The organism is Streptomyces sp. NPDC029041 (genome assembly GCF_040637515.1).
Classification (GTDB): Bacteria; Actinomycetota; Actinomycetes; order Streptomycetales; family Streptomycetaceae; genus Streptomyces.
Map to the genome: position 1 here is coordinate 111,355 of NZ_JBEZWO010000002.1, position 13,438 is coordinate 124,792.

Genomic DNA, 13,438 nt, shown 5'->3' on the forward strand with positions numbered 1-13,438 from the left:
TTCGCCCGGAGATCGTCCGGAGGTTGCCCCACCCCGGCACCCCGTCCCTGCCTGTCGCGCCCCAGTCTCGACAAGCATTGACACCCCGTCAAGAGCCGCCTACGGTTCCCGGCCCAGCCGCACGTGCGCATCCCGCCGCCGTGCCGGCCCTCTCGTACGTCGAGCCGCCCCAAGCCACTGGAGTGCCCGGATGCGCCGTACAACCTCTCCCTTTTCCCTGGTCCTGCTGGGTCTCGGCACGTTCCTGCTGGTGCTGGCGCCGCTGCTCGCCTGGTACGTGGAACCGCGTGCCGCGGTCAACCCGATCGACATCGACACGACCGCCGTCTACACCGGCCGGGGCAGCGTCTTCGACACCGACCGGATCGAGACGGTGCCCGACCGGAAGATCACCGTGACCCAGCGGGTGCGGGGCAACGTCGAGGACAGCGAACGCAGCGGCAACGCCGTCTGGGACGTGACGACCACGGTCGACACCGACAAGTCCCTGCCGGCCGCCGATCCGCACGACGCACTGGACTTCGTGCCGCACCGCTGGGTGATGGACCGGACGACCACGCGGCCGGTGCACTGCTGCGGGGAGAAGCCCTACATCGAGGGCGAGGCGTATCTGAAGTTCCCCTTCGACGTGCAGAAACGCTCCTACCAGTGGTGGGACAACACCCTCGGCGACACGGTCGTGCTGCGCTACCGGGGCACCGCGAAGATCCAGGGTTACTCCGGTTACAGGTTCACCGGGTCCGTGCCGCCGACGAGGACCGGCACGCGCATGGTGCCCGGCAGCCTCGTCGACCAGCCGAACCGGCCGCAGGTGCTGGCCGAGGAGTGGTACTCCAACCACGGCTTCGAGCTGGTCGTGGACCAGGCGACGGGCCGCGTGATCTACGCGCAGACCGGCCCGCGGCGGACCCTGCGGGCGCCGGGCGCGAAGAAGGACGCGGCGGTGCTGCTGGACAGCCGGAAGGTTTCGTTCACCACCGCGACGCAGAAGGAAGCGGTACGGCAGGCGAAGCGGGACAGCGGGCAGCTGCGGCTGGTGGGCACGACGCTGCCGATCGGGGCCGCGGCGGCCGGCTTCGTGCTCGCCGTGGTGGGTGGCGTTCTCGTGGCGCGTGGGCGGAAGGAGCCGGAGAGCCCCGTTGCGACCGAAAGGCCCGATACACCCCAGCCCACCCTCACGAAGTGATGTGCCGTCAGCTCGAACAAAGCCCGAAATTGTCACGTCGGTGAGTAGCCGTGACGAACGTCCGGGCGAAAACTGTCCAACCCCACCCGAGCACATCCCGTCCACACTCCCCTCCCCGGAAGAGCTCAGGCTCCCCACGGGCCGACCCCTCCGTGACGACCACACCCCCACGTTTTCCCCACCCTGAGTTCCGCACCCCGAGACGAGTTGGAGCACCCATGCCCCAGCACGTACCGTCCCCTCCCCCACTCTCGGCTTCGCTCGAGCGGGGGGACCCCCAGCGCGCCGCGTCCCCCAGCGCGCAGCACCCCCCGGCGCTCCCCCCACATCCGCGCCGGATCGTCTTCCTCGCCCATCGTGATCTGGACAACCCGTCCGCCGGCGGCTCCGAGCTGCTGGTCGACCGGCTCGCCGACGGCCTGACCCGCCTGGGTCACCAGGTGACCCTGCTGTGCGGGGGGCCCGCCGCCCGGCGTGACTACCGGGTCGTGTCCGCGGGCGGCCCGTACGGGCACTACCTGCGCGCGAGATCGGCCTTCACCCGCCGGGTCGGCGACTGCGACCTGCTGGTGGAGGTGTGCAACGGCATGCCGTACCTGGCGCCGCTGTGGCACCGGGGGCCCACCCTGTGTCTGGTCAACCACGTCCACACGGACCTGTGGAAGATGCGCTTCGGCGGGCCGCTGGCACCTGCGGCGCGGATCGGCCGAAGACTCGAACACTGGGCCCTGACGGGGGCGCAGCAGCGGAACCTGCTCGTCGCCGTGTCCTCCTCGACCGCCCACGCGCTGCGGGCGATCGGCGTCGAGCGGGACCGCATCAGGGTCGTGCACAACGGGGTCGAGGAGCCGGGCCCGAGGGCCGAGCGCTCCGCCGAGCCGTTGTTCGTGGCCGTCGGGCGTCTGGTCGAGTACAAGCGGGTCGATCTGCTGCTGCGCCTCTGGGAGCGGGTGCGGCCGGTGACCGGCGGCCGGCTGGTGATCGTCGGTGACGGGCCCGAGCGGGAGCGGCTGGAGCGGCTCGCCGGTCCGGGTGTGGAGTTCACCGGGTACGTGACGGAGGCCGAGAAGCACCGGCTGCTGTGCGCCGCCTGGCTGTTGCTGCACCCCTCGGCGGTGGAGGGGTGGGGTCTCGTCGTCACGGAGGCCGCGGCCCGGCAGACGCCGAGTGTGGCCTTCGACGTGCCGGGGCTCAAGGACTCCGTGGTGGACGGGGAGACCGGCGTCCTCGCACGCGGTGAGTCCTCGTTCGCCGCGGCCTGGTGTGCGCTGACCCTGTCGGGGCGGGAGCGGGAGCTGATGGGCAAGGCGGCGCGCGAGCGGGCGGCACAGTTCCGGTGGGACCGGACGGTGCGGCAGTTCCGGGTGGTGGCCGCGGAGGCGGTGAGGAGCTGGGGGTCGTGAGGCGGCCGCGCCCACGCGGCGGAGCCGCACATGTCGCAGCCCAGCGCCCCCTGACCACGGTGAAGGACCCCTCGTTCCGGCGATCCCTCGCCCTGTTCCGTGCCTTTCTCCACGAGCAGGACGATCCCGAGAGCTGTTACGCGCTGCTCGCCCGCGACGCCGCCGATCAGGTCGAGGCCTACGACGGTCCCGTCGCCGGGCGCACCGTCCTCGATGTCGGCGGCGGCAGCGGGTACTTCACCGAGGAGTTCCGGCGGCGCGGGGCGCACGCGTTCCTCTTCGAGCCCGACTTGACCGAGCTCGGTGAGAAGCCCCCCGACTCGGCCGTCGTCGCCGACGGGTACCTGCTGCCGTTGAGGGACGGCGTCGCGGACGTCACCTTCTCCTCCAACGTGCTGGAGCACGTGGCCGATCCGGAGACGTTCCTCAGCGAGCTGGCCCGGGTGACCCGCCCGGGCGGGTTGATCTACGTGTCGTTCACCAACTGGCTGTCGCCGTGGGGCGGGCACGAGTGGGCCCCGTGGCACTGGTTCGGCGCCGAGCGGGCCCGGGCCCGCTACGTGCGGCGGACCGGCAAGCCGGCCAAGCACACCCTCGGCGAGAACCTTTTCGCGGTGCACATCGGCCCCACCCTGCGGCGGGTGCGCGCCCGCGACGACGTCACCATCGTCTCGGCGCGTTCCCGCTACTGGCCCTTCCTCGCGGAGACCGTCGTCAAGGCGCCCGGCATCCGCGAGTTCGCCACCTGGAACCTCCTTCTCATTCTGCGGCGGTGTCCTACATGACAACCACGGTCCAGGCTCCTCCCCCGGCGGCCGTCCCCACCACCGCGACCACCGCGGGCCCGCCCGACGGCCCGCGGTCGCGGCGCTGGCTGCTGGGTTTCTGGGCCGTGGTGTTCGTGTTGTTCCTCGCGGTGCAGCCGGGACGGCAGACCTTCGACACCAAGCTCGGGGTCACGGTCGATCCGGGGCAGTTCCTCGCCGATCTGGGCCAGTTGTGGCACGACCGGGCCGGGTTCGGCGGGATCCAGGACCAGTACGTCGGCTATCTGTGGCCGATGCTGCCGTTCTACTGGCTGTGCGACCTTCTGCGGCTGCCGGTGTGGCTGGCGGAGCGGCTGTGGCTGTCGCTGATCGTGTCCGTGGCCTTCTGGGGGGCGCTGCGGCTGGCGGAGCGGCTGCGCGTGGGCAGTGGGGCATCCCGGCTGCTGGGCGCGGTGGCCTATGCGCTGTGGCCGGTGTTCACCACCGTCATCGGGTCGACGTCGGCCGCGGCACTGCCCGGCGCCTTCCTGCCGTGGGTGCTGCTGCCGCTGACGAACGAGCGGTACGCCGCCCGGGTCGCGGCCCTGCGGTCGGCGCTGCTCGTGCCGTTCATGGGCGGGGTGAACGCGTCGGCGACGCTGGCCTCCCTGCTGCCGGTCGGGTTGTATCTGCTGTCCCGGCCGCCCGGCCCGCGGCAGCGCAAGCTGATCGCCTGGTGGACTCCGGCCGTGCTCGTGGTGACCGCCTGGTGGTGGGTGCCGCTGCTGCTGCTCGGGGTCTACGGCGAGAACTTCCTCCCCTATATCGAGACCGCGCGGACGACCACGGACACCATGTCGGCGACCGAGGCGCTGCGCGGCGCCGGGAACTGGGTCGCCTATCTGCACCTGGGTGAGGCGTGGCTGCCGGCCGGCTGGGCCGTGGCGTCCGCCGTCGTCGTGATCGTGTGCTCGGCGCTCGCGGCCGGGCTCGGCCTCGCCGGACTGGCCCGGCGGGACATGCCCGAGCGGCGGTGGCTGGTGCTGACGGTGCTGGTGGCTGCGCTGGTGCTGCTCGCCGGGTACGGCGGGGCGTTCGGGGCGCCGTTCCACGGGGTCGTGCAGGGCTGGCTGGACGGGTGGCTGTCGCCGTTCCGGAACATCTACAAGTTCCAGGCCGGTGTGGCGCTGGCGCTCGTGCTGGGCCTGGCGCACCTGGTGGGGGTGGCCGCCGAGCCGCGCGGGGCCCGGCAGGTGCGCGGGCGGCGCTTCGCCCCACTGGTCGCGGCCGTGCTGATCCTGCCCGGGCTGCTGTGGCCGTACCTCAACGGCTCGATCCTCAACCCGGGTTCGTTCCGGAAGCTGCCCACGTACTGGCAGGCCACGGCCGACTGGCTGGAGACGTACTCGCCCGACTCGCGTGCCCTGGTCGTCCCGGCGACCGCGCACGGCCTGTACACCTGGGGCGCCCCCGTGGACCAGCCGCTCGACGTGCTCGCCGAGTCGCGGTGGGCGCAGCGCGACTACGTGCCGTTCGGCACGCCCGGCAACCGGCGCGCGATGGACGCCGTCGAGCAGGCCCTGATGTCCGGGTCCGAAGTGCCGGGCCTGGCCGACTACTTGAGCCGGGCCGGGCTGTACTACGTCGTCGTGCGCAACGACCTCGACCCCGACCAGATCGGCTACGTACCCACCACGACCGTCAAGCGCACCCTGGAGCAGTCGGGGTACGAGCGGGTGACGGGCCTCGGGCCGGTGATGACCGGTGGCCGGATCGCGCAGGACGCGCCGCTCCAGGTCGAGGGACTGTACCCGCGCCGGCGGGCCGTGGAGATCTACCGGCCGGCCGGTGCGGACGTGGTCCGGCCGGGGCAGGCGGGACTCGCCCCGGTCGCCGACACGGCCGTGGTGTCCGGCGGGCCCGAGGCGCTGCTGCCGCTGGCGGAGCGGCTGCGCGGCCGGGCGACCGTCCTCACCGGTGACAACCACCCGGGACTCGGCACCCCCGCCGTGCAGGTGCTGGGCGACGGGCTGCGGCGGGCGGACACCCGGTTCGGGCTGGTCAACGCCGGTACGTCGTACACGTACACGCGCGACGAGCGCAACGCGCCGGACGCCCTCCAGGACCCGGGCGAGAAGCCGCGCCAGATCCTGCCCGCCGAGGGCGCCGATCACCAGACGGTGGCCGAACTGCGCGGCGCCCGCTCGGTGTCGGCGTCCTCGTACGGCAACTGGCTGTTCCACCTGCCGCAGTACGACCCGGTGAACGCCTTCGACGGCAACCCGGACACCGCCTGGGCGGAGGGCGCGCCGGACACGCCGGACGGGCAGTGGCTGCGCATCGGCTTCACCGGCCGCTACGACATGCCGTCCTCCTTCAAGGTGACTCCGCTGCCGCAGCAGAGCGTGCGGGCGGCGGCGACGAAGGTGCGGGTGGAGACCGAGAAGGGCGAGCGGACGAGCTTCCTGCAGCCCAACGGCACGACCCAGCGGATCAAGGCGCCCGAGGGGGCGACGCGGTGGATGAAGCTGACGATCGTCGACTCCGTGGAGCGCAGGTCCGGGCTGACCGGCGCGGGTTTCTCCGAGATCGGCCTGCCGGACGTGCAGGTGACACGGCTGCTGCGGCTCCCGGCGGACGCCGAGGACTCCACCGCGGCCGCGACCGTCGTCTCCCTGCACCGCGCGTCCGACCCCACGGGCCTGTCCGCGACGGGCACCGAGGCCGGACTGCACCGCCGCTTCACGACCCCGGCCGCCGGGACGTACGAGGTGAAGGCGAGCGCGGTGCCCGTGCCGGGCGCGGAACTCGACGAGCTGCTCTACGAGGTGGCGCCCGAGCAGCAGTCCCGGATCGTCGCCACCGCCGACTCCACGGCGAGCCTCGGCGCGGGCCTCGCGGCACGCAACCTCACCGACGGCGACCTGACGACGGCGTGGATCGCGGGCGACCGGCCGACGATCCACCTGCGCTGGGAGGGCAAGCAGCCGGTCGGCGAACTGGTCCTGGCTCCCGCGGGCGGTCTGTCCGCCCGCGCGTCCGAGGTGCACATCAGCTCCCCGGACGGCGCGGCCATCGCCGGCGCCGACAAGAACGGCTGGGTCCGCTTCCCGCCGATCACCACCGACCGGCTCGACATCACCGTCACCGGGACGGCCCCGCTGACCCTGCACAACCCGGTCGCCGACGAGGACCTGCGCCTCCCGGTCGGCCTCACGGAGGCCTACATCCCCTCCCTCGACCAGTACCGCACCCCGCAGCCGGACGGCACCCGGACGTTCTCCCTGCCCTGCGGCAAGGGTCCGGTGGTGGCACTGGACGGCGAGCTGTACCGCACGGGCGCGAAGGGGACCGTACGGGACCTGGTCGAGCGGCGGGGCGTGGAGGTGACGCTCTGCCAGGAGGGCCGCGTCGACACCGAGGTGCGTCTCGACGCGGGTGAACACCGCCTGGAGGGCGGAGACGCGGGCCCGCTCGCGCTGACGGACGTGACGCTGACCCGCGGCACGATCCCCGAGGCCGCGGCGGCCGGGCGTGACCTGCGGATCCGGGACTGGCTGGGCGACCGGCGCGAGGTGACGGTCGGCTCGGGCGCGGCCTCGTACCTGACGACGTACGAGAACTTCAACGACGGCTGGCGGGCCACGCTGAACGGCAAGGAGCTGACCCCGGTGCGACTGGACGGCTGGCAGCAGGGCTGGCGGGTCCCGGCCGGAGCGGGCGGCGCGGTGAAGCTGTCCTACGAGCCGGCCGTGACGTACGACGCCGCCCTGATCGGCAGCGGCGCCGGCATCGCGGTCCTGCTGGGTCTGGCGCTGTGGCGGCGCCGCGCGCCCAACCCCGACGCGCCCCAGCCGGCTCCGCCGCTGCCCGGGCTGTGGCTGGGCACGGTGGCGCTGACGCTGGTCGGGGTGGTGATCGCGGGCTGGTTCGCGCTGCTGGTCCCGGCGCTGGCGCTGCTCGCCGCGCGACGGCACACCCTGCTGGTGCCGATCGCGTTCGCCGCCCTGGCCGGAGCCGGGATCGCCGCGGCCTTCGGCGCCGGGGAGCCGGTGGGCGCGGGCGAGGGCGCGTTCGGGCACCTGGCCCAACTGCTGGCATTGACCGGCCTGTTCGCGGGGCTGGTGAGCCTGCGCGAGGGGCCGCCGCCCGCGGAGGCACCGACGCGGCGGTTGCCGAGGACGGACACCGGGGAGGGCAAGACCGTATGACGGCACCGGTGCGCATCCCGTTCCCGGTGGTGGACGAGGTGTCCCGGCACTGCCTCCAGGAGGCGGAACCGGAGACCGTCCACATCGAGGTCCACCTCCCCGGCCCTCTCGACCAGGGGCGGCTGCGCAAGGCGTTCCTGGAAGCGCTGCACCGGCATCCGCGGATCCTGATGCGGGAGGCGCCAGGGCCCTGGTACCGGCGGCAGTACGAGTGGGAGCTGACGCCGGAACCCGATGTGGAGGTGGTGACCTTCGTCCCGCCGGGCCCGCGAGCCCTGCGGGACGCCAGGGCCCGGGCCCTCACCCACGCCCCTCCCCTGTCGAAGTCCCCGCCGATCCGGCTGGAGGTGGTGGACTCGGTCCTCCTCCTCACCATCAACCACACGGCCCTGGACGGCCCGGCCTGCCTGCGCATCCTGGCCACGGCGGCCGAGCTGTACGGCGGCCGGGACAACGCCCCGGCGGCGCCCCCGACCCGCCCCGCCGAACCCCGGCAGGACCCCCCGGACACCCCGGCCGGCTGGTCGCCCCCGGCGCGGGTGGCGCACGGCACGCCCGACCCCTCCCCGGGCAACGGCATGCTCGTCGCCGAGCTGCCCCTCCCACACCGCCCCAAGGGTTCCCCGTACACCGTCAACGACCAGCTCATGGTGGCCACGGCCCTGACCATCGCCCACTGGAACCGGGAGCACGGCGCCCGCCCCCGCCCCCTGCGCATCACGATGCCGGTGGACGACCGCCCCCGCGACACGACGATGCCCATCGGCAACGGCACCCGCCTGGTGGAAGTCCCTTTCGCGCCGGGGGAACTGGACGTCACCGACATGCCGGCCCTGCTGCGGCGCACCGCGGAGCGGACCCGCGCGCTCAAGTCCCTGCCCCGTCCCCAGCTCGGCCACGGCGCCGCCCTGCTGACCGCCCCCTGGGCGCCCGTCGCGGCCCGCGCGGCCCTCACCCGGACCCTGCGCCGGGCCGCCGCGCCCTGGACGTCGACGACCCTGCTCAGCAACATCGGCCGTATCCCCTACCCGCTGGACTTCGGGGAGGAGGCGGGCCGGGCGCACGCGGTCTGGTTCTCCGCCCCGGCCCGGATGCCGCGGGGCCTGACGGTGACCACCGCCTCCACGGCCGGCCGCCTCCACCTGGCCCTGCGCTGGTCGAAAGCCCTGCTCAGCAGCGGCGACGGCGACCGCCTCCGCGACCTCTTCGAGCACTACCTGCACACCACGGAGGTGACCCCGTGACAGCACCGGCCACAACCGGCGGCCCGCCCCGCGACCTGCGCGACTTCTACGAGAATCCCGCCGTGCCCGTCGCCTCCGGCACCCCGCGCAGCCTCCGCCAGGCCCGCATGCTCGCGCGGGCCCTGAGCGGCCCGGCGACCGCGAGCCCGCAGACGATCCTCGACATCGGCTGCGGGGACGGTACCGCCGCCGCCACCGCCGCCCCGCTCCTGCCCGGCCACCGCGTCATCGGCGTCGACTGGTCCCAGGACGCCCTGCGCCGCGCCCGCACCCGCATCCCGTACGCGGTGCGCGGCGAACTGACCGGCGGGGGGCTGCCGTTCGCGTCCGGTTCGGCGGACGCCGTGCTGTTCAGCGAGGTCATCGAGCACCTCGTCGATCCGGACGCGGCCCTCGACGAGATCCGGCGGATCCTGCGCCCCGGCGGTCATCTGATGCTGTCCACACCCAACCTGGCCGCCTGGTACAACCGCGGCCTGCTGCTGGCCGGGGTGCAGCCGGTGTTCTCGGAGGTCAGCCTGCGCGGCATCCACGGCCGCCCGGGCGAGGAGGTCGTGGGGCACCTGCGGCTCTACACCGCCCGGGCTCTCAGGGAGTTCGTCGCCGCGTCCGGCTTCACCGTCGTACGGCTCGAAGGAGCCCCCTTCCACGGCGTGCCGCGCCCGCTGCGGCCGCTGGACCGGCTGGCCTGTGCCCGGCCGCAGCTCGCCTCGATCCTGCTGCTGCACGCCAGGAGGACGTAGCCCATGTGGTGGGGAGTGGCCGCGGCCCTGCTGGCGAACACCCTGTACAGCCTGGGCTTCGTGCTGGAGAAGCGGGCGCTCACCGCCCTGCCCGAGGTGACGATCCGCCGGCCGGCCCGGCTGCTGCGCCTCGTCCTCGGCAGCCCCCTGTGGATCGGCGGGTCCCTCGCCCTGGCCGCCGGTTTCGCCGCGCAGCTCGTCGTCTACCGCACCCTGCCGATCGCCGCCGCGCAGGGCATCTTCGTCTCCGGGCTGGTGCTGCTCGTGCTGCTGTCCGCGCGGCTGCTCGGCGAGGAGACCTCCGGCCGGGAGCGGTACGCGCTGGGCGCGATCCTGCTGGCCCTGCTGATGGTGGTGCTGTCGCTGCGCGAGGGCGCGGACACCGTCAGCCAGGACGCGCCCTACCAGCTGATCCTGCTGGTGTGCGTGCCGTCGCTGGCGGCCGGGGTGTGGCTGTACGGCTCCGCCGAGCGGCGAGCCCGCAACCGGCACCGGCGCCCGACGACCGGCGTCGAGTACGGCGTCGCGGTGGGCCTGCTGTACGGGGTCAGCTCGCTGGCCATCAAGGGGGTCTCCAGTCGTCTGACGACCGACGGGGTCGGCGGCGCGGTGCTGGGCCTGCTGGCCTCCCCCTATCCGTATCTCCTGCTGTTCACCGGTGCGTTCGGCCTGGTGATGTCGCAGGCGGCGCTGCAGCGCTGCCGGGCCTCGCTGATCGTGCCGGTGTGCACGACCGTGACGAGCCTGTTCACGGCGGTGCTCGGCACGCTGTCGTTCGGCGAGGCCCTGCCGGACGAGCCGCTGCGGCTCGCGCTGCGGGTGGCGGGCACGGCCCTGGCGGTGGCCGTGCTGCTGACCATGCCCAAGCACGACGCTTCTCCCCAACCCTCCCCACCCGCCAAGGAGCTGACCTCACCGTGAAGCCCGACGACCCGCTGCTGAAGATCCTCGCGTGCCCGATCGACAAGGGTCCGCTGCACCTGCTGGCCGAGGAGGCCGGGCGGGAGGAGGCGCTGTACAACCCGCGCCTGCACCGGCGTTACCCGGTCACCGACGGCATTCCGCAGCTGCTGCCGTCGTCGGGCGAACAGGTGCCGGACGACGAGCACGAGGAACTCCTCAAGAGGATGGCACCGTGACCGGCCTGGCGGCCCGCGTCGCGCCCCTGCTGCCCACCCGCCTGGTGGCCGCGACGGCCCGGGCGCTCTACCCCCGGTTCGAACCGGAGCTGGCCCGGCTCGCCGAGCTCTGCCCGCCGGGCTGCCGTACGGCGGTGGACGTGGGCGGCTGGTACGGGCCCTGGACGCACCGCCTGTCCGGCCTCGCCGAGCAGGTCGTGACCATCGAGCCGGTGCCCCATCTGGCCCGGCTGCTGGCAGCCGCCGCCCCGCCGAACGTCCGGGTGGTCCGCGCGGCCGCCTCGGACCGGCCGGGCATCGCCCGGCTGTGGCTGCCGCCGGACGACGCGGGCGACCGGGGCGTGTCCTCGCTGGTGCGGCGCGACATCCACGGCCGCGCGCTGGACGTGCACTGCGTCACGCTGGACGAACTCGGTCTGCGCGACGTCGGCTTCATCAAGATCGACGTGGACGGCAACGAGCCCGCGGTGCTGCGCGGAGCCACGGGTCTGCTGGCCCGTGACCGCCCGGCCCTCTTCGTGGAGCTGGAGTCCCGCATCCAGCCGATCGCGCCGGTGGTGACCTACCTGTCCCTGCTCGGCTACGACGGCTGGGTCCTGCCCGGCGACACGTGGGTGCCGCTGGCGAAGTTCCCGCTGGAGCAGCACCAGGCCCGCGCCTCCTACGTCGTCTCCCACGGCCTGCTCCGCCGCGTCCTGCCCTCCCCGCTCCTGCGGGGCCCGCGCTACGTCAACTCCGTGCTGTTCCTGCCCGACGGCCGCCGCCCCGGCAGGGCCCCGGTGGGCGACGATGGGTCCCATGCCCTCCGGAAAGCCCCCGGCTAGCCCCTTCACCCCGCTCGACTTCCAGCTGGTGCTGCTGCGCCGCATGGCCGACCACAACCCCGGGCTGGTGGAGGACGCCCGCCATGAGCTGGGGGTGTCCATCGCGGACATGCGCGAGGCGAACAAGCGCTGGCAGGCGATGGTCCGCTCCCCGCGCTCCCGGGCACCCCTTTCCCGGTACCGGTCGGTGCTGGGCGAGCCGGAGTCCCGTACGCCGCGCCGGATCGGTGATCTCGACTGCGAGGCGTGGCTGTGGCCCGTGCCCCTCTGGCCGGATCTGCGCTTCGAGGTGCTGGCCGCCCCGAACCGTGCCGTGTGGAACGAGTGGCTGGTCCGCGCCCCGGGCGCGACGGGGCCGGAGCTGCGCACCCTGGACGACCTCACCCCCTGGTCCTGCACGGTCGACGAGGCGGCCCGTGCCTTCGCCCCGGCCCGTCCCCTGGAGGGCACGGCACCGACCCGGTGGGGACTGGCGTTCACCGCGCCGGACGCGCACGGGAGGTTGCGGGAGGCCGTCGCGGAGTTCACCTGGGGGCTGGTGCAGCGGGTGTCCGTCAGCGGGCCTCGGAGCTGAGGGACACCGGCCGCTGCTTCACCGGCACGCACCTCCATGCCAGGGCCGCCGCCGTCACATAGGCGAGCGCCCCGATGCCCATGCTCGTCCGGATCCCCGCCCCGTAACTCGCGGCCGAGGCGAGCAGGCTGCCGCCGAGGGCGACGCCGGTGGCGCTGCCGACCTGGCGGGTGGTGTTGAACAGGGCGGAGGCGGCTCCGGAGTAGGCCGGGGGCGCGGCGCCCATGACGGTGGCGGTCGAGCCGGTGAGGGCGAAGGACGTGCCGAAACCGGCCGCCATCATCGGCAGCACCAGGAGCCCGTAGGCGGGGTCGGTGCCGGCCGCGGCCCAGCCGGCCAGCCCCAGTGCGGCCAGGAGCATGCCCGAGACGACCAGGGGCCGGTCGCCGGTGCGGCGGGACAGCCGCCCGGACAGGACCGAGGCGAACATGGTCATGGCCACCGCGGGGAACAGGGCGAGACCGGTGCCGAGGGCGCTGTATCCGCGCTGGTGCTGGAACTCCAGGCTGGCGGTGAACACCATGCCGTAGAAGCCGAAGTTGAACAGCAGGCCGATGAGGGCCCCGCCGCTCAGGGTGCGGGAGCGCAGCAGGCCCAGCGGCAGGGCCGGGGACCGGGCCAGCCGCTCGCGCAGGGCGAAGGCCGCGGCGGCCAGGACGGCCAGACCGAGCCCGGCGAGGACGGCCGGGTCGGACCAGCCGCGCCGCCCGGCCTCGTTGAGGGCCGCGGTCAGCAGGGCCACCGCGGCGAGGACCGCCACCTGTGCGGGCAGGTCCAGGGCCCGGGCGGCACGCCGGGGTGAGCGGGCCACGTGCCGCAGGGTCAGCGCCAGGCAGGCCGCGCCGACGGGCAGGTTGATGAGGAACACCCAGCGCCACCCGACCGTGGAGACGAGCAGTCCGCCCAGCAGCGGCCCGGCGGAGGCCGCGATGCCCGCCATCGAGCCCCACAGCCCGAAGGCCCGCGAGCGGGCCTCCGGCCGCGGGTAGGACTGCTGGAGCAGGGCCAGCGACCCCGGCACGATCAGCGCCGCACCGAGCCCCTCCACCAGCCTGGCCACCACCAGGAAGGACGCGCCGGGCGCGAGCGCGCAGGCCGCCGAGGACGCGGTGAACACCACCACGCCCCAGCAGAAGACCCGCCGGTTGCCCAGCCGGTCCCCCAGCGCCCCGCCCGTCAGCAGGAACCCGGCGAAGACCAGCGTGTACCCGTCGGTGATCCACTGGATGCCGGTGAGCGAGGCCGACAGCTCCCGCCCGATCACCGGCACGGCGACGTTGATGACCGTCACGTCCAGGATCACCATGAAGTACCCGGCGCACACCGCCAGCAGCGGCGCCCAGGACTGTCGCTCGGAGGGCATGGCCC

General features: G+C 73.9%; 11 protein-coding genes. 10 read left to right on the forward strand and 1 reads right to left on the reverse strand.

From position 1 onward, the window contains the following. Positions 1-190 precede the first annotated feature (190 nt). The 10 genes from AB0F04_RS04095 (at position 191) to AB0F04_RS04140 (ending at position 12,070) form a co-directional block, all read left to right on the forward strand. Positions 191-1,186: a DUF3068 domain-containing protein gene (locus AB0F04_RS04095; RefSeq protein ID WP_362037557.1), complete on the forward strand. Its 996-nt coding sequence runs from the start codon at positions 191-193 to the stop codon at positions 1,184-1,186. Positions 1,187-1,404: 218 nt separating this feature from the next. Next, positions 1,405-2,589: a glycosyltransferase family 4 protein gene (locus AB0F04_RS04100; protein ID WP_362037559.1), complete on the forward strand. Its 1,185-nt coding sequence runs from the start codon at positions 1,405-1,407 to the stop codon at positions 2,587-2,589. A 59-nt stretch (positions 2,590-2,648) separates the two neighbouring features. Then, the gene (locus AB0F04_RS04105) at positions 2,649-3,374 is read left to right on the forward strand and encodes a class I SAM-dependent methyltransferase (RefSeq protein ID WP_362038647.1); all 726 of its coding nucleotides are present in this window, start codon (positions 2,649-2,651) and stop codon (positions 3,372-3,374) included. Further along, on the forward strand, positions 3,371-7,546 hold the full coding sequence (locus tag AB0F04_RS04110; protein WP_362037561.1) for an alpha-(1->3)-arabinofuranosyltransferase: 4,176 nt from the start codon (positions 3,371-3,373) through the stop codon (positions 7,544-7,546). Before AB0F04_RS04105 ends, AB0F04_RS04110 begins: the two co-directional genes overlap by 4 nt. Beyond that, positions 7,543-8,790, forward strand: coding sequence for a condensation protein (locus tag AB0F04_RS04115; protein WP_362037562.1), 1,248 nt, complete (start codon positions 7,543-7,545; stop codon positions 8,788-8,790). Before AB0F04_RS04110 ends, AB0F04_RS04115 begins: the two co-directional genes overlap by 4 nt. Continuing rightward, positions 8,787-9,533: a class I SAM-dependent methyltransferase gene (locus tag AB0F04_RS04120; RefSeq protein WP_362037563.1), complete on the forward strand. Its 747-nt coding sequence runs from the start codon at positions 8,787-8,789 to the stop codon at positions 9,531-9,533. Before AB0F04_RS04115 ends, AB0F04_RS04120 begins: the two co-directional genes overlap by 4 nt. Positions 9,534-9,548: 15 nt before the next feature. After that, positions 9,549-10,454: a hypothetical protein gene (locus AB0F04_RS04125; protein WP_362038649.1), complete on the forward strand. Its 906-nt coding sequence runs from the start codon at positions 9,549-9,551 to the stop codon at positions 10,452-10,454. After that, positions 10,451-10,672 (forward strand): Trm112 family protein, encoded by a 222-nt coding sequence (locus tag AB0F04_RS04130; RefSeq protein WP_362037565.1) that lies wholly within the window; start codon positions 10,451-10,453, stop codon positions 10,670-10,672. The genes AB0F04_RS04125 and AB0F04_RS04130 overlap by 4 nt, the downstream gene beginning before the upstream one ends. Continuing rightward, positions 10,669-11,496, forward strand: coding sequence for an FkbM family methyltransferase (locus tag AB0F04_RS04135; protein ID WP_362037567.1), 828 nt, complete (start codon positions 10,669-10,671; stop codon positions 11,494-11,496). Before AB0F04_RS04130 ends, AB0F04_RS04135 begins: the two co-directional genes overlap by 4 nt. Further along, positions 11,462-12,070 (forward strand): hypothetical protein, encoded by a 609-nt coding sequence (locus AB0F04_RS04140; protein WP_362037569.1) that lies wholly within the window; start codon positions 11,462-11,464, stop codon positions 12,068-12,070. Before AB0F04_RS04135 ends, AB0F04_RS04140 begins: the two co-directional genes overlap by 35 nt. Here AB0F04_RS04140 and AB0F04_RS04145 read toward each other — a convergent pair. After that, entirely contained in the window at positions 12,051-13,433 is a 1,383-nt protein-coding gene (locus AB0F04_RS04145; protein WP_362037571.1) for an MFS transporter, read from the reverse strand. The two genes, AB0F04_RS04140 and AB0F04_RS04145, sit on opposite strands and share 20 nt — an antisense overlap. Positions 13,434-13,438: the final 5 nt, after the last annotated feature.

Coding starts and splice junctions, on each gene's coding strand:
- AB0F04_RS04140 (WP_362037569.1), top strand. CDS start 11,462: ATGGGTCCCATGCCCTCCGGAAAGCCCCCGGCTAGCCCCTTCACCCCG.
- AB0F04_RS04100 (WP_362037559.1), top strand. CDS start 1,405: ATGCCCCAGCACGTACCGTCCCCTCCCCCACTCTCGGCTTCGCTCGAG.
- AB0F04_RS04145 (WP_362037571.1), bottom strand. CDS start 13,433: ATGCCCTCCGAGCGACAGTCCTGGGCGCCGCTGCTGGCGGTGTGCGCC.
- AB0F04_RS04095 (WP_362037557.1), top strand. CDS start 191: ATGCGCCGTACAACCTCTCCCTTTTCCCTGGTCCTGCTGGGTCTCGGC.
- AB0F04_RS04110 (WP_362037561.1), top strand. CDS start 3,371: ATGACAACCACGGTCCAGGCTCCTCCCCCGGCGGCCGTCCCCACCACC.
- AB0F04_RS04115 (WP_362037562.1), top strand. CDS start 7,543: ATGACGGCACCGGTGCGCATCCCGTTCCCGGTGGTGGACGAGGTGTCC.